Origin of the sequence: Hyphomonas sp. UBA4505 (assembly GCF_002388685.1) — a bacterium.
Taxonomy (GTDB): Bacteria; Pseudomonadota; Alphaproteobacteria; order Caulobacterales; family Hyphomonadaceae; genus Hyphomonas.
Map to the genome: position 1 here is coordinate 21842 of NZ_DGMZ01000010.1, position 16059 is coordinate 37900.

Here is a 16059-nt window from a genome sequence, read left to right on the forward strand (position 1 = left end):
TCGAAACAGTTCACTTCAAAATACCTGGGAAACAGGCTGTAGATTTACTCTTTCGGTGTGAAATCTTGCGACACTTCTTTGGCGAAGGTGTTACCCTTTGCGAGCCGCCGACCGAGCGTTTCTACAAAGCCTTCATACCGCTCGCGGCCTTTCGCCTGCGCGGCATCGCGCATCGTATCTGGCAATGGCGGAGTCGTCGTGAGCCAGAACCGGATGAACAAGGCTATCGCATCGTTGCCGATCGTCACGTCGCGTTCGAGCCGTTCGACGGCGCGGGTCAGCCGGTCGAGACGTCGCGTAATCGCAGCCTCGCGCTGATCCGCAGCGTCGGGGGAAAGGTAGGAGGCAAGCGCCGCTTCCACGATCTGGGATTTCGAAACTTTGCGCCGCGCCGCCAGCGTGTCGAGCTCCGCTGATAAAGCTGGATCGAAATACACATTGAGCCGATCTTTCTTCATGGCGGGCCTCAAAGTTCGATGCCGTCATCGGGATCAAGCGAGGCCTGCCGGGCGATGCTGCGGAATCGGCCCTGCATCTGGCGAGCCCGCTGAGCGTCATCATCCGTTTCATCATCGAGACCCGCGAACTCTTCTCGCGCAGATGGTGCCGGCTCCGGCGCGATGTCTTCATGCTCGGGCAGTTCCGGCTCACGGCGAATGCCGCCGTCTGCATCTTCGCCCGCATCGCTGGAGGCCCTCTTCCTTGGCTTTGGCGCGGCGACGGGTGCGCGGTCACTCCAATCATCTGCCTGCAACTCTTTCGATACGGTCGGTTCGGCCATCAGTTTGGGCGGTGACAGGATGCGTGTCTTGAGCTGTGGGTCGGTATAGTAGCGCGCCTTTTTGCCCCGGACCGGCGGCGCGCCGGAGACGAGCACGATTTCATCATCCGGCGGTAATTGCATGATCTCGCCGGGAGTCAGCAAAGGCCGCGCGGTCTCCTGCCGGGAGACCATGAGATGGCCAAGCCAGGGCGACAATCTGTGCCCGGCATAGTTCTTCATTGCCCGCATCTCGGTCGCCGTGCCGAGGGCATCGGACACGCGCTTGGCAGTACGTTCGTCATTGGTCGCGAAGCTCACCCGGACATGGCAGTTGTCGAGGATGGCGTTGTTCTGGCCATAGGCTTTCTCGATCTGATTGAGGGACTGCGCGATGAGGAAGGCCTTCAATCCATAGCCCGCCATGAACGCGAGCTGGCTTTCGAAGAAGTCGAGCCGCCCGAGCGCCGGAAATTCGTCGAGCATCAGCAACAGGCGATGGCGCTTGCGATTGGCGTTCAACTCTTCTGTCAGCCTACGTCCGATCTGGTTCAGCACAAGCCGGACGAGCGGCTTTGTGCGGCTGATGTCGGAGGGCGGCACGACGAGATAGAGCGTGGTCGGCCGCGCGCCAGAGACCAGATCCTTGATCCGCCAGTCGCAGCGGCTCGTGACCCTGGCGACGACGGGATCGCGATAGAGGCCCAGAAAACTCATCGCCGTAGACAGAACACCGGAGCGTTCGTTTTCCGACTTGTTGAGGAGTTCGCGCGCCACCTGCGCCACGACCGGATGCGGCCGGTCGCCAAGATGCGGTGTGCGCATCATCGCCGCGAGCGTCGCCTCGATCGGCCGGCCCGGATCAGAGAGGAAGGCGGCGACGCCGGCGAGCGTCTTGTCCGCCTCGGCGTAGAGGACATGGAGGATCGCGCCGACGAGCAGCGAATGGCTAGTCTTCTCCCAATGGTTCCGGCGTTCGAGCAGACCTTCCGGATCGACGAGGATGTCGGCGACGTTCTGGACGTCGCGTACTTCGCTGTCGCCGCGCCGGACTTCGAGCAGTGGATTGTAGGCCGCGCTCTTCGCGTCGGTCGGATCGAACAGGATGGTGCGGGTGAACCGCGCCCGCCACCCGGCGGTGAGCAGCCAATTCTCTCCCTTGATGTCATGGACGATGGCCGAGCCCGGCCAGGTCAGGAGACTCGGGACGACGAGGCCGACGCCCTTGCCCGAGCGGGTTGGCGCGAAGCAGAGCACATGCTCCGGGCCGTCATGCCGGAGGTAGTGGTTCTCGAAGCGGCCAAGCACGACGCCGTCCGCGGCAAGCAACCCGGACGATTCAACGTCCTTCCGCTCCGCCCATCGGGCTGAGCCGTAGGTGGTTACGTCGCGCGCCTCGCGAGCCCGGAGGACGGAGAGGAAAATCGCGACACCGATCGCGGCGATCCCGCCGCTGCCGGCAATGATCGCGCCTTCGACGAACACACGCGGCGCATAGGCGTCGTAGAAATACCACCAGACGAAGAAGCTCCAGGGCGGATAGATCGGCCATCCGAGAATGTCCGTCGTCGGCGCGCCGAGCTGAGGCTGAAAGCCGAGCCGCCATGCGGTCCACTGTGTTGCGGTCCAGATGAAACCGACCACAACGAGCGAGACGATGATGATCTGGCCCCAGAGGATTTTGGTGGCCTGTGTTGGCTGTGTCTTGATCGGCATGTCTTTTCCTTCCGGGGTGATGCTCAGATGCCAAGCCCGCGCTTGCGGCCGAGGCTCCAGTCGATCCCACCACCCGGCGTCATCGTTCCCGTCACGGTCTGGCCGAGATGGCGTTCGAGCTGGGGTTTCCACGGGACGAGTTCGAAGCCGAGGCCGCTATCGACCATGGCGAAACGGCCTGAGGCGAGATCGAGACGCCGGCGATAGGTTCCCGAGATGCGATCGCCTTCTGCAGAATTTCTGCGAAGCAAGCCTGTCTCGGTTTCGACACGCGCCGCCGCAGCGTCGAGCTCTCGTTCGCGCAGCGTCTTCAGGAGGTCGCGGGCGAAGGTGACGCGCCGACCATTTCTGGTCGCGAGCCCCTCGGCGACGAGATGATCGGCGCGCCGGTCGAGCGCTTCGCGAACTTCGGCGCCGAAGCCGCCCATGCTGAGCGGCGCCTGGGTCTTGGCGAGTTGCAGCCGATCGAGCCAGGTCGCACCACTCGCGCCGATTTGGGTTTCGAGGTTGAGGTCGGAGCGGCCGACAAGGGCCATGCGCTGACGGCCGCCATTGTCCGAGCGCCAGACCCGCGTCTCGACAATCCCGCCTTCGGGCGTGTCGCCCGTGGCGTCGAGATCGTTGAAGCGCAGATGATGGACGCTGCCGTCCACGGCGTCGATCACGGCATAGGCCTCGCCGCGCAACTCGTCATGCAGCCCGCGCTCGACCAACCGTCCAAGTACTGGGGCAGTCGGTGTGTCCTCAATCGCGAAGTCCGTTTGTGCGCGCCCTGGTCCGCCGGACATGGCGCGGTGCATGGTCTTGATGATGTCGCCACGCTCGGCGAGATCGCGCAGCGTTTCCTGTGCGCCCGGTTTCAGAGACCAAACCGCCGGGGCGAGCCTGTCGGCGAGGCCGAGCCCTTCCAGCGTCTGGGCGCGACCAATAAGGAGTTTGCGCAGCTCCGGATCGCGCGGTTCCGGGGAGCCGGGACGCAGATCAGCAACCCCGGCACCGTCATCGGCGAGCCCCTGGAGCGCGCGGTCAAGACCCGTCCAGCGTTCGGCTTTCACCTCCGCCTGAAGTTCGGATGCGATCTCCTGCTCGGCGCGCGGCCCGAGCTCCAGTTCGACCAGTTGCTCGGCGCGGCTGCGGAACCCTCGGCTGATATAGTCGCGGGCGATGACGAGGTCCTTGCCGTTATCGGCTCGGCCCCGCACGAGAACATGGATGTGCGGATTGTCGGTGTTCCAATGATCGACGCCGATCCAGTCAAGCTTCGTGCCGAGATCGCGCTCGGCCTGGCTCATCAGGTCGCGTGTGTAGGCGCGCAGGTCTTCGAGGCGGTCGGCGTCTTCAGGCGAGACGATGAAGCGGAAATGATGCCGGTCCTCTTCGCATCGCTCTGCGAAAGCGCGATCATCGACGCTGTCTGCTTCGGCGTTGAACATGCCCGCATCACGCCCGTCACGGGTCACGCCTTCACGCTTCAGATAGGCGATGTGTTTGGCGAGCGGGGCGGAACGGAAACGTGCGCCACGATGACGGACGACGCGCGCTTTGATGACGACGCGCCGCTGGGTGCGTGACAGTCCGCGCGCTGCGCCGGCGAAACGGCCCCGGCCGAATTGCGATCCGCGCCCGCGTCCTTTCGAACCGTTCAGCTTGTATCCGGTGTGTCCGGCCTTGCGGGCGGCGCCCATTACCTGGCCGACAAAGCTTTGCGCCTTCCGGGCGCTTGTCCCCTTGTTGCGGATGCGGCCGGGCCGGATGCGCATGTCATTATCGCGGTCGCTCATGACAAAGCGCCCGCTTGAAAGCGCGCGGCACGGTGAAACCCGCATAAAAACAGTGGGTTGAGCCGTGGGGCGGCACTGTGCCCATGACCGCAGCGGGCGAAATACCCAACAACAACAACGACATAGCGCGTATCCGTGCCGCGCCTTTTATCTCGCCCTCCCGTTGTTGTTGCGCCTTCCGTCCCCGTCCTCCCTCCCGGAAACACGCCATCGCGCGACGGACCGCGCGAGAGTGCGATCAGCGGGATCATCGCCGATCCCCGTTTCCAGTTGGCGGGAACAGACCGTCCGATGCGCCGGATGTGTGTGAAGGAAAAGTGCCTGCGCCACTGCTCAGATGCGTTTCATCAGCAGGCGTTTGTCGGTCGGTACGAGCGGAAAAGAGCGGCGCCGCGCGCCAGTCCACGGTCAGAATTGCGCTCGGTTCTCGCCGTTCTGCTGCAACCGACGCGCCGAGGAGCGGCGCCAACGCCGCAACATAATCGCGGGTTTCTCGGGGCAACGGTCGGCCTGTAGCTAGATGCTCGGCATAGCGTGTCGGTCCCGCATTGTAGGCGGCGAGGAAGCCCGGCGATCCGAAGCGGTCATGCAGTTCACGGAGATAAGCGGCGCCCGCCAGAATGTTGTCGCGAGGATCGAACGGGTCGCGCCCCAGACCGTAACGCGCGCGCAGCTCATCCCAGGTATCGGGCATGATCTGCATCAGCCCCATCGCGCCTTTTTCGCTGACGGCGCGCACGTCGCCGGCGCTTTCCCTGCGCATGACAGCGAGGATCCAACGCGCCGGGAAGCCGAAGCGCTGCGCAGCTTCGGCGATATAGGCAGCATAGGAATTGCCGCCTTGTTCCGTCCTGGAGGACGCGGTCTCTGCTGATACGGCGTGAGAGACAACCACGCCGGAGAGCAGACCGCAGAGGAGGAACTTCGCCATAATAGCGCAGCGCCGAGACGGTCTAGCCGCGCTCATCGCGTTTCTCGGGGCGCTTTGCGGGGCGGTTCCAATAGAGCGCCCAATGTCCGTCCTCGGCGTCGGTCTTGAAGAGATTGGCGCGGATCGGAAATGCGAAGGTCGGGTCGTCGATCTGCAAAGAGATGTATTCACCAGCCTTCTCGCCGGTGCGTTTCCAGCCGGCGCCGATCTCCGGTCCGTCGTGATCGCCGTGATGGATGCGATAGTCGGGCGCGTTTTCGCTGTCCGACGATGTTGCCGGGACGAGGGTGAGTTCTCGGTAGAGAATGAGCGTGTGAAGGCGTCCGGTGAAGCCGGTTTCTGTGCGGGTGAATTGACCGATCTGAGCCATGGGGCAGTTCCTTTCATTTGCGGTCGGAAGAATTTTCGAGAGCGTCGGCGTCGTGATCGGCGCGCCAGACATAGTGGCCGTCGCCGTCTTCATCGGTGAGGATCGGAACGGCGCGCCCGATCACGGCGTCTGCCGGGAGTGCGCCGAAATAGCGACCGTCGAGACTGTCGGGATGGCTTGGATTCAGGAGGAAGAGTTCCGTCTTGGCGACGAAGTGGCAGCCCTGCCAAACGGGCAGGTCGCGTCCGAAGCGGTCGCTCGGCTGGGCCTGCGCCAGGGGGATGTCGTCGACAGCGACAGCGGCGCCATCGCGGCAGACACGTTGTCCGGGAAGCGCAGCGACGTGCTTGAGGAGCGGTACGCCCTCGGGCAGATAGCCGCGCTCGGCGAGATAGGTCGCAAGCGATTCCGGCGGATCGACGACGACCAGATCGCCTACGGCAAGATCGTCGTCCGACGCAACGGCGTATAGCCCGATGGGCGCGCTTGCGGACGCGTTCCAGATCAGCTTGGGGCTCACATGAACGAAGGCCAGTCCGCCGATCGCGAGCACCGAGAAATAGGTCGTCATGACGTATCCGAACCGGGTCATGACACGCTCCCCGCCGACGCGGCTCGCAATGTCAGTGGATCGGGTGGACAGGCTTGGCGCAGGAGCCAGGCGCGATGTTGAGCGGCTGTGTAGCCTCGCGGCTCCAGGCCTGCTGACAGCCTGTTGTGAACGTGGCGCCAATAGTCCGGCGCGGCGTCGGCCGGGTCGATGCCGAGCGCTTCGATCGCATCGGCGAACTGAAGAACCCGTTCGACCTTGAGCCAGCCGGACTGGCGCAGCAGGCTATCGCCGCCGGGTGTCACCTGCGGCACGGTCGCATAGGACTCACCCGGTCGGGGCGCACGCAGGATGTCGATCCGGCTTTCCGTAGTCCCGAAGTCGTTCGCCTGCCAGCGGACGAAGGCGAAGACGGCGCCGGGATCGAAAGCGACGGTGCTGCCACTGCGGCTCTGGATCGTTGTCCGCACGATCCGGCCGAAGCGAATCCAGTGCTCGATCTGCTTCTCGATCCAGACGAGTTCGACAGTGGCCCCGCCGCTCATGAGCGGGCCTTCCGTGCATAGGCGGGCGAGATCGCTGCATGCCGCTTGGCGGGCAACACCTCGTCGCCCGTGTCGTCCGAGGTCGAGTTCTTCTCTCCCCGGCTGACCCAGGCTTGCAGATCCTCGATCGCGTAGACGACGCGCCCGCCGATCTTCGAGTAGCGTGGCCCCGTGCCATAGGTCCGGTGTTTTTCGAGCGTCCGCCCCGAAAGGCCGAGAAAATGGGCCGCTTCCGGCGTTCTCAAATAGCGTGGGGGAAGTCCGGCATTGGGATCGGGCATGGGTCGCGTCTCCGGTTAGGCCATCCCGCTTCGGGAAGCGCGGGACTGTCGGAGACGAGAAAAGCGTAAGATGCGCGCCGGGAGGGATGACGATCAGCGCGCGGCGAAAACGTCACTCCCCTTTGGGGGGCATGAGAACGGAGTGTGAAGAGGTATCGTTTGGTGTTAGAAATCTTAAGGTGTAGGACACGGTAATAAGATCGCCCAGTAGGCGCGCATTATGGACGTGAGAAGCATATTTACTGATCAATTTTCCTGCCCCTACCGAGATTGCCCTTTCAGCAAATTCCTGTACCCATGATCGATCATCATTCGTCCGTAGGCAGCAAGGCGGGCGATTTGAGCCTTTAGCGAACTGGTCTTCCATGGCTCAGCGGACACGCGGGCGGCTCCAAAAAAGACTGTGGCGACGGCGCGATAACTGGCCCCGCGCTGGCGGCCGTCGATTGTTCGCAGGGCTCGTTTCAGGCGTTCGCGTCGCTGTCGCGTGATAGGCGGATGCAGGTCGCGCTCCACAAGTTGGTGATATAGGCGATCAGCGGCGGCTAGCCGAACTGCCCAGTCGTCATCTAGCGGAAGTAGCAGGCCAACGGGGCGATCACTGAGCAAATTACCAACGAGATTAACGCCGTTTTTAAGCCGAACCCAAGAAATCCCGTCGTCGTCGATCTTCTGATATGCGATGCGCGCGGCTGGATTGGCAGAGGTCAAGCCCACGTCCGGAAGAGCATCGATCAGTTGAACGACGGCGGGTGCTGCGGTTGGAAGCCAGAAAATCGGAGCGCTGAGTGCGTTGAGCTGTGGGTTTACAGCGAAATCGTAACCCCCAGTCTGCTGGAGCGCCGCCGCCCTCCCGCATTAGCTCGTAGTCATCACGATAGCGCGAGTTCCGACGAAGGCATTCCCAAGCGAGCCCGGAGACACCGAGATCATCGAAGTGATCATACTGCTTGTCGTCGCGCCAATCTGACGGCATTGCGAAATCCTCCCAATCGCAAACTGGCGCATGGAATTGCGTCAGTCAGTCGGGATATTACGCTTTATACCAGCGGTTGCGCTGTGTGGCCACTGGCGTCGTCTTTTACGCATGGTGCCCGCACGCCGATCAACCTGCGGGAAGACCATTCTTGAGAAGATCTCGGTAGCCTTGTTCGGTCATCCAACGAGCGCGGGATAGATGACTGTCGTGGACCTGGCGCGCACGTTCCGGCTCCTTGTTGGCGTCGATACCGAGCAAGAGCGACGCCACATCTTCAAGCGTTGCACCGGCCTCACTTGCATCGAGCAGGCGCATATAGAGCTTCAGGTGATTGCGATCATAGACCGTCACAGCCGCATCGTTCGGTGGCGCGTCGGCGATCCTGTGCTGTCTCGAGGGCATGCGAAATCCTTGCAAGTTGGCCCATATTATTAATGAACTGGAAACCATAACCTAGCAAGCGCAGGCGGCGCAAACGTCGCCGGGTTGGTTGCAGCTTCGTGGCGGCCGCGTCGTTCGCCGCGTATTATAGTGCGTCGCATTAAAATACGCGATCCGCATTTTACTGGCGGATGGATATTCGGGAAGTATTTGGCGCGAACCTTCAGTATTTTAGGGAAAAAGCCGGCCTCAGCCAGGCCGCTCTGGCGGATAGGATGGGCGTTGACCGCGCTCATATAAGCGCGATGGAACGCGGGCAGCAGAACGTCACTATCATCACCCTCTGGCACGTGGCCGAGGCACTTGACGTCAAACCGGCCGAACTCTTGGACGATCAGCGGAAAAGCCGAGAGGCATGATGGCAGCCCCGCCTGGGAAGACCGGGCGGGGCTGTCGGGGCGTCAATCGCCGCTCTGGCGGCGTGACCGCGACCAGATAAGGCTGTAGCTCTCTTCGCCTTCGATGACGGTGTCGTCGAAGAGGTTGGCGTAGATCGGAGCGGTGAAACTCGGATCGTCGAGCTTGAGGCTCAGATAGTCGCGGCCCTCATTCGAGCGCTTGGACCAGGCGGCGCCGATCTCGACTCGGCCGACGAAGACGCGGTGGCTGGGTGCGTTGTCGTTCGCGCGATCCTCTTCCGGGATGATCCTTACATTCTTCGCTTGAACGCTGAGGGTGACGATTTCGCCGACGTACTCGTTGGCGGACTTCTTGAAGGTTCCGATGGTGGCCATGTCAGTTCTCCTTTTGGCTTTCGAGCCCGCGCCCGTCGCGGCCTCGATGGAGATCGACAAGGCCGGGACGACCGCCGACGCAGTCCGGAGGACCCGGAGCGTATGCGGAGGACAGCGGAGACGGAGTTTCTTGTTTCGCGAGGAATGGGCGTAGCCCAGGGGAAGAAAGTTCGGCTCCGCCGTTGCGGCCAAGGCGGTCGAGGCGTCAGCCGATACCGGCCAGATCAGTCCATGAGAGGCCGTGTCGGGCGTGGGTGATGAGGCTCAGGAGAAGTTCGTCACCGGCCAGCGCGACAGTCGAAAAACGCCGGCAACGAGCGTAGGCGATGAGCGATCGACATCGTTTCAGAGAAAAAGTTAAAACCACGCCGGATAGATTTGAACGAGACCGCTCCATTCTGACCTTGCGCGCCAAGGGCCGGATTGGGCATGTTCCTTCAACGCACGAAAGTGGCTGCGGAACGTGTCAAGCACGATCCCGGTTTCCACTTATCTGAACCTTAACCGTGGAGTGAATCCCCATTGACGTGAGCGATTTAGCCGTCTGTGGCTGCGTATCAAGCATGATGCGAATTGACACCGCCGGACTGCGTCTCTGGTCCTGCAAGGGATGCGATGCGCACCCATGCTGTCGCGCCGACGATGATTGCACCGATGCTTGCGAAGATGAGGGTCCACGTCTCGCCCGCGCCGCCGGTCTCAGAGAGACCCTTGACCGCGTGAAAACCGGCCAACCCGGCCGGCAAGGCATAGAGCGCGCCGATCGCCAGGCGGATGGTCGGTGACCGTATCGTGGCGAACGCGACTTGCCCGAGGATAAGAGCGACTGCGCCGGCGAATAGTGCGACAGCGATGGCGCCGATCGGCCCCGCGCCGTTTTCAAACGCATAGTAGCCGACAGTAACGGCGACGAAGAACGGAAGCGCATAGACGGCCAGGCTGAATAACAGCCAGCAGAGAAAGCCGAGGCCGACAACGCTCAGCAATGCGGACAGAAACATGGGCGGTCTCCTTCATGGATGGAGCGCCTCCACCAACCGCCACGGCGCTTTTCGAAGTATAGCGCAAAGCAGCGCACGCCGAAACCTTCCGGCGCGCGCATCAGGTGATGCATCTCAGGCATCACGCTGCCTGCGCTTTGTTGTTCTTCGGCCTGAAATCGAAGAGCGGGACGCCGAGCTTTTTGGCCTTGTCTGCCAGATTGTCCGTAATTCCCGACCCCGGAAAGAGGATGAGGCCGATGGGCATCGCCTCAAGAAGCGCGTCGTTGCGCTTGAACGGCGCCGCCTTGCCGTGGCGCTTCCAGTCCGGCTTGAAGACGATTTGCTGGCATTTGCGGTTATCGGCCCAGCACGCGGCGATCTTCTCGGCGCCTTTGGGCGATCCGCCATGCAGGAGCACCATGTCGGCGTGCTTGGCCTTCACACGGTCCAGCGCATCCCAGATCGCCCGATGGTCGGTGACGTCCAGTCCGCCGGAGAACGCAACCCGTGGTCCGCTTGGCAGGAGGGGTTCGATCTCCGCGCGCCGCTTCGCCGAGAGATAGTCGCGGCTGTCGATCATGGCCGCCGTCAGCGTCCGGTGACTGATCCGTGATCCCGAGTGCGGTCGCCAGGTCTGACCGATATGGGTCTCGAAGTGGTCGGCGGCGATATCGCGCATGAGCTCGTAAGCGTTGCGCCGCTCGATCAGCGTGGTTCCTTGCGCCGTCAGGGCTTCAAGTTCGACCGAGCGAATTTCCGACCCGTCCTGTTCGCGCTGCGAGCGTTTCTGGGCCTGCTCATTGTCGTCCAGGTCGCGGTCGACGCGGGCCGCTGTGCGATGAAACAGGTTGGTCACGGACCAGAGCAGGTCTTCGAGATCCGGTTCGAGACGCGTGTCTTCCAGCGTGGCGGCGAGCGCGTCGAAGATGTCGGCTATCGCACCCTGGAGGGCGTCGGCTTCGGGCAAGGGTCTCGGGTCGGGTTCGTCGGCGAAAGGCCGATAGCCATAAAGCTGCAATTCTTCGAGTACGGCCGCGGTTGCGGAGCTGGCCATTGGTTCGGTGGTCTCGGCGGTCATGGGATCGTCTCCTGTTCGGCATGAGCCGCGCCTCTCGCGGCCTTCCCGAGCGACGGGAAAGCGGGGGCTGTCCGGGACTGCACCGCCACGGCGGCCGAAGCCAGAGGCGGAGGACGGCGAAGGCGGCGCTCTTTTGTTTCGCGATGCAAAGCCGGGCCATTACGCCCGGCGGCGGAAAAGAGTGTCGCCGTAGCCGTTGCCGGCCCGGCCAGTCTCCGCTCCGTCTCGCTCCTCTCGGAAGGCCGAAGGCGAGGCTCTCCAATTAGGAGGTGATCTGACGATAGCGACCAGACTAATGACGGGCCTGCTCAGCCGCTCAGTGTTCGTCGGAAAGCAGCCGTGAGAAATCGGCCGTGGCCAGTTGCTGACCCAGATGCGTCCTTAGGTCGTCCCGTCCGAGCTTGCGGAGGTCTTCGTTGAAGTCGCCGCCAAGAGAAATAAGCCGGATCGTTTCGATACCGACGGCTCCTGCGCGTTTGATCAGATTGGCGGTGGCCATGTCGCCTGCTTCGTCGGCGTCGGCAGCGATGTAGAGACGCTGAAGCCCGGTCGGCAGGATCAGCGCGGCGAGATGATTGGCCGATAACGCGGATATGACGGGCATGTTGGGCAACGCCATGCGCACGGAGAGCGTGCTTTCCAGCCCTTCGCCAGCAGCGAGGATGTCGCTCGCAGTTCCGATCCGCACGCCATGGCCGAGCAGGTTCCCCATCGCCTTGCGTGATGGATCGAGGGGCGCCTTGCGAGCCGTCGCCGGATCGAGCCATGTGCGGTGAACGCCGGTGAGATTGCCGTTCACGTCCGTGACCTTGGCGAGCAATGCAGGCCAGGTCTCCGGTGGGGTGTCCTTGGGCTGACCTTCTCGCCAATAGTAGCAGCACGGATGAAATCGCAGCGCTGGCGCGTCGCCAAGCCCGGAAAGACCGCGTCGACGAAGATAGCGCTCGGCGAGCGTTCCACCGACCGGTCTTCCCATGGCGAAGAGGCGCCGTGCAGCCTCCGGCGATCCGGTGGGCGCGGATTGACGCTCACGTTGTGGCGGTTCGGGGCGTGGCAAGCTCAGGAATCGTCGCGCCTCATCGAGCGTCTCGCCGAAGGATTGCAAATGATGCGCAGCGGCAATGAGGTCTAGCAGGTCGCCATGTTCGCCTGTGGCGGCGTCTGCCCATTTGCCGGCAGCGCCCGGACCGTGGGCTGGTCCCGTCAGGCGAACATAAAGACTGCGTCCGGGCGTGTTCTCGATGTCGCCGACGATCCAGTAGCGGCCCTGCTTGCGACCGTTGGAGAGGTAATGGCGGCAGACGGCCTCCGCCTCGCGGCCGAGCCGTCGTGCGATTTCGGATGCTGCGCTGTTCATTTGCGCCTCCATGGTGAGAGCAAAAAAGAAGGAGCCCGCCACATTGGGCGGGCTCCAGGGGCGGCTGCGGGAGCCGTTGGGGGGCTTGGCTCCCGGTCACTCGGCCGCAGTGGCGAAGGCGTTGCCGGTGACAGGTTCATCATCGGTGATGACGGCGTAATCGCCCATGGCCGGTTCGCCGCCGTTATCCGCCGATTGCGCTTCGCTGTCGGGAAGAGCCGGCATGCGCAGCACTTCGGGCAACCAACCGGTTCCTTCGAGAAGCTCTTCGGCAGCCGCGACCATGTCCGGTTTCTTGAGGCCGGCGATGCGGTCGGATGCATTCTCGCCCTTCGCTTCGCGCACGGCCTCCAGAATGCGGGCCTTGGTGACGCGAGCGAGATAGCTCTCGCCCGTCGGCGCCCAGCCCGTCGCCGCCATGTCGAGCCCGAGCGTCGCCGCCAGCACATCGGCATGGGCGAGCGCCCGCGGACGGCGGTTGTACGGTTCCTGGACGGCGTTGACGGTCATGGCGACGCAATGCGCGAACAGCGCCTCGCGGCTATCGTTGTCGAACCCGACCAGCGCCTCCCACAGATCCTCAGGCGCTTTCGGCAGCGCCCCTAGCCAGCTCGTCGTGCGATCGTCGATGCTGAGCGCGTAAGCCGTGTCGCCAAGGCCCGGCGCCTGGGCGCCGAAACCGGCGCTGTGCGGGGTGATCTCGACGCAGCTATCCAGCGGATAGTGGTAGAAGAGCCGCAGCGCCATCGCGTGCAAGGCGGCGAGGAACGCCGTCTGCGGATCGTTGGCAAGCGCGTCGCGCAGAGCGAGCGTGCGATGCGCCGTCAATTCCATGACGAGGCGGTCGGAGAGAGGCTTCAGGCCATCGTCTTCCTCTTCCGCCTCGTCGCTGGCATCAGGGGGCGTAGCGTCGTCGACGTCCTCCTCGTCAGACGCGTCGATCCCATCGACCTCGTCCTGTCCGTCGGATTCGACGGAAGGTTCATCCTCGGGGCGGACATAGCCGCGCTCGACACGCAGGCGGCCGTCATGGCCGATGCTGACGAAGACGCCGGCCACGGCGATTTCATCCGGCTCGAAGCGGACGGGACGCTCCTGCAAGGCTTCCATCGCCGTTTCGATCTCGCCGAGCCGGGTGTCGATATCTTCCGGGAACTCCTCGGCGTCGGCGTAATCGTCCTCAAGCTGATCGTATTCGGCTTTCAGTGCGTGGAAGTTCGCGATCTCGTCCTCGCTCATCGGCTCGGTCTCGCCGATGATCCGGCGCAGACCGTAGGTATGGCCGTAGGGAAAGTCCGTGCCGATCTCGATCCATTTCCAGCCCTCGGCGCGGATCGCTTCCGCATGGGTTTCGAGCTTTTCATCGACGAGTTTCGCAAGCAGGCCAGCGTCATGGAGCCATCCGCCGTCGTCGGATTGGAAGAGATCGCGAAGGATGGCGCCGCCGGCCACCTCATAGGCGTCGAGCCCGACGAACTGCGCCCGCCGGTCGGAGGCGCGCACGGCGCCTTCGGTCAGCATGCGGCGGATTTCATAGGGCTGTTTCGCATAAGTCCGTTTGATCGACTCCCAGACCTGTTCCTGGCGCTCATGGTCGGGATTGACCGTGAAGGCCATGAGTTGGTCGAGGGTCAGTTCCTCCTCGGCATAGGCGTGGAGAAGCGATGGCGCGATAGCGGCGAGCTTGAGCCGCTGCTTGACGACGTTCGCCGAGACGAAGAAGGCCGCCGCGATCTCTTCCTCGCTCTTGCCTTTCTCGCGCATCGCCTGGAAGGCGCGGAACTGGTCGAGCGGATGAAGCGGCGCACGCTGAACATTCTCGGCGAGACTGTCTTCTTCGGCGAGGCCGTCCGTGCGCACGATGCAGGGCACGGGCGCCGTGCGGTTCAGACGCTTCTGCTTGACCAGCAGTTCGAGCGCCCGGTAGCGGCGTCCGCCGGCCGGGATCTCGAACATGCCGGTTTCAGCGCCGTCCTCATCCAGCACCGGCCGGACGGTGATCGAGGACAGAAGCGTGCGCCGGGCGATGTCTTCGGCGAGCTCGTCGATCGAGACGCCGGCCTTGACGCGGCGGACATTGGACTGGCTGAGCACCAGCTTGTTGAAGGGGATGTCGCGCGAGGCGCTGAGGGTGATTTTCTGAGACTTGGTCATGTCAGTTCTCCGTGGGCGGGCTGGCCGAAAGCCTCTCTCTCGACCTCCAAACCCGTCACGGAGAACCCGGCCCGCCTCTTCCTCTTGAGGAAGCGACGGACCGGAAAGGCGGAGCGCCGGCCGCAGCTACGCCGCGCGCTCGAGGAGCTTCTTCGCCTTGCCCTCCATTTCGAGCCGGGTGTCCTGCTGCGGCTTCGACCGGGCGACGGCGGTGATGCCCTGCACGAAATCGAATACGGACTCCGGCGGCCGACCTTCTTCGGCGAGGACTGTCTCGACGATTCTGGCCGTCTCCGCCTTGGAGAAGCCCCGTTTGCGGAGGAAGTCGGTGCGGTCATCGTCGCTGTGGGCGACGATGCGCTCGCGCGCTGCTCGAATGCCTTCGACGAAGGGTCGCGGCGAGGAGTCAGCGAAGCGGGTCAGCGCCGGCGCCGCCTCGTGCGCGAAGCGATTGGCGGCGTATTTGGAATGTCGGATGCTAATTTCCTGGAAGTCCTCAACGCCCCAGAGATTGCGGTTCTGGCAGACGGCGCGCAGATAGAAACTGGCGATGCCGAGCGTCTTCGCGCCGACTTCAGAATTCCAGCAATAGAAGCCCCGGAAATAGAGATCGGGAGATCCGTCGGACAGCTTGCCCGCCTCGATCGGGTTCATGTCGTCGACCAGGAAGAGGAAGACGTCTCGGTCGGAGGCGTAGAGCGTGGTCGTGTCCTTGGTGATGTCGACCATCGGATTGTAGACGCCGCTCGACCAGTCGAGCGTGCCGGGCACTTTCCAGCGCGTATCGCCAGTTCCGTTCCCCGCGATCTTCTGCACGGCCGCCACGAGTTCGTGGTCGTAGATGCGGCCATAATCCGGGCCGGTGACGGCGCGCAGTTCCGTGCGCCCGTCTTCGGTTTCCAGCGTCTTGATCTGCTCGGCTCGGTGCGAGGTGAGCCCGTATTGCAGGTTGATGCCCGCAAGCGGCGCCGGGAGCTGGCGCAGATAGGCCGCCGGCGCGCTGACTAGGCTGGCGAGCTGGCCGAAGCTCCAATGGGTCGGCGCGACCGGCGCCTCGGCGTCGGGCAGGATGAGCGCCAGGTTTTCCGGATCGTCGCGATGGGCTTCAACGCGGATCGCCGCGCTCTCGACTGTCCGCGTGCGGCTGCGCTCGGCGCGGCCCTTCACCGACGCGTAGAGCTCCGACAGGGACAGATAGCGCTCGTCATTCGGCCGGGAAAACCATTCCGAGGAGACGCGGCCGATCCGCTCTCCGCGCGAGATATCGACTTTGTAGCCGCCGCTCGCGTCGCGCCGGCCGTCCAGGGTTTCAAGGTTGGTCATGGGTCAATCTCCGCGACAGGTCGGCCGAGAGCCTCTCTCTCGACCTCCAAACCCGTCACGGCGAAAGCCGCCGAAC

Annotated in this window: 18 protein-coding genes; 1 reads left to right on the top strand and 17 read right to left on the bottom strand. The window is 63.5% G+C overall.

The window, feature by feature from the left end:
- Nucleotides 1-44: 44 nt before the first annotated feature.
- The 11 genes from B3527_RS06125 to B3527_RS06170 form a co-directional block, all read right to left on the bottom strand.
- Nucleotides 45-458, bottom strand: coding sequence for a CopG family transcriptional regulator (locus tag B3527_RS06125; protein ID WP_009802152.1), 414 nt, complete (start codon nt 456-458; stop codon nt 45-47).
- An 8-nt stretch (nt 459-466) separates the two neighbouring features.
- Nucleotides 467-2476, bottom strand: coding sequence for a conjugal transfer protein TraG (locus tag B3527_RS06130; protein ID WP_127566788.1), 2010 nt, complete (start codon nt 2474-2476; stop codon nt 467-469).
- 23 nt (nt 2477-2499) lie between these two features.
- Nucleotides 2500-4257, bottom strand: coding sequence for a relaxase/mobilization nuclease domain-containing protein (locus tag B3527_RS06135; RefSeq protein WP_009802154.1), 1758 nt, complete (start codon nt 4255-4257; stop codon nt 2500-2502).
- Nucleotides 4258-4504: 247 nt separating this feature from the next.
- Nucleotides 4505-5188, bottom strand: a complete 684-nt coding sequence (locus B3527_RS06140; RefSeq protein ID WP_112062388.1) for a lytic transglycosylase domain-containing protein — start codon at nt 5186-5188, stop codon at nt 4505-4507.
- 22 nt (nt 5189-5210) lie between these two features.
- Entirely contained in the window at nt 5211-5558 is a 348-nt protein-coding gene (locus B3527_RS06145; RefSeq protein WP_084399898.1) for a DUF736 domain-containing protein, read from the bottom strand.
- A 13-nt stretch (nt 5559-5571) separates the two neighbouring features.
- Nucleotides 5572-6150: a S26 family signal peptidase gene (locus B3527_RS06150; protein ID WP_009802157.1), complete on the bottom strand. Its 579-nt coding sequence runs from the start codon at nt 6148-6150 to the stop codon at nt 5572-5574.
- Nucleotides 6147-6653 (bottom strand): DUF2840 domain-containing protein, encoded by a 507-nt coding sequence (locus tag B3527_RS06155; protein WP_009802158.1) that lies wholly within the window; start codon nt 6651-6653, stop codon nt 6147-6149. Before B3527_RS06155 ends, B3527_RS06150 begins: the two co-directional genes overlap by 4 nt.
- A complete protein-coding gene (locus B3527_RS06160) occupies nt 6650-6934 on the bottom strand; it encodes a helix-turn-helix transcriptional regulator (RefSeq protein ID WP_009802159.1) in 285 nt (94 codons plus the stop codon). The genes B3527_RS06155 and B3527_RS06160 overlap by 4 nt, the downstream gene beginning before the upstream one ends.
- Nucleotides 6935-7195: 261 nt before the next feature.
- Nucleotides 7196-7645: a DUF2285 domain-containing protein gene (locus B3527_RS06165; RefSeq protein WP_158085768.1), complete on the bottom strand. Its 450-nt coding sequence runs from the start codon at nt 7643-7645 to the stop codon at nt 7196-7198.
- A complete protein-coding gene (locus B3527_RS16905) occupies nt 7569-7910 on the bottom strand; it encodes a transcriptional regulator domain-containing protein (protein ID WP_366080137.1) in 342 nt (113 codons plus the stop codon). The genes B3527_RS06165 and B3527_RS16905 overlap by 77 nt, the downstream gene beginning before the upstream one ends.
- Nucleotides 7911-8039: 129 nt before the next feature.
- Entirely contained in the window at nt 8040-8315 is a 276-nt protein-coding gene (locus B3527_RS06170) for a DNA -binding domain-containing protein (RefSeq protein WP_009802160.1), read from the bottom strand.
- Between the two features lie 170 nt (nt 8316-8485).
- Here B3527_RS06170 and B3527_RS06175 point away from each other — a divergent pair, with 170 nt between their 5' ends.
- Entirely contained in the window at nt 8486-8713 is a 228-nt protein-coding gene (locus B3527_RS06175; protein ID WP_009802161.1) for a helix-turn-helix domain-containing protein, read from the top strand.
- A gap of 42 nt (nt 8714-8755) precedes the next feature.
- Here the strand turns inward: B3527_RS06175 and B3527_RS06180 are convergent, their stop codons facing one another.
- The 6 genes from B3527_RS06180 to B3527_RS06205 all read right to left on the bottom strand — a co-directional run bounded on the left by B3527_RS06180 (nt 8756) and on the right by B3527_RS06205 (nt 15983).
- Nucleotides 8756-9088: a DUF736 domain-containing protein gene (locus B3527_RS06180; RefSeq protein WP_009802162.1), complete on the bottom strand. Its 333-nt coding sequence runs from the start codon at nt 9086-9088 to the stop codon at nt 8756-8758.
- 557 nt (nt 9089-9645) lie between these two features.
- The gene (locus B3527_RS06185) at nt 9646-10089 is read right to left on the bottom strand and encodes a hypothetical protein (RefSeq protein WP_009802164.1); all 444 of its coding nucleotides are present in this window, start codon (nt 10087-10089) and stop codon (nt 9646-9648) included.
- 121 nt (nt 10090-10210) lie between these two features.
- A complete protein-coding gene (locus tag B3527_RS06190; RefSeq protein ID WP_009802165.1) occupies nt 10211-11149 on the bottom strand; it encodes a DUF2493 domain-containing protein in 939 nt (312 codons plus the stop codon).
- Between the two features lie 316 nt (nt 11150-11465).
- Entirely contained in the window at nt 11466-12506 is a 1041-nt protein-coding gene (locus tag B3527_RS06195; RefSeq protein WP_040613343.1) for a DUF7146 domain-containing protein, read from the bottom strand.
- A 96-nt stretch (nt 12507-12602) separates the two neighbouring features.
- A complete protein-coding gene (locus B3527_RS06200) occupies nt 12603-14660 on the bottom strand; it encodes a ParB/RepB/Spo0J family partition protein (RefSeq protein WP_112062389.1) in 2058 nt (685 codons plus the stop codon).
- A 126-nt stretch (nt 14661-14786) separates the two neighbouring features.
- On the bottom strand, nt 14787-15983 hold the full coding sequence (locus B3527_RS06205; RefSeq protein ID WP_009802168.1) for a hypothetical protein: 1197 nt from the start codon (nt 15981-15983) through the stop codon (nt 14787-14789).
- Nucleotides 15984-16059 lie beyond the last annotated feature (76 nt).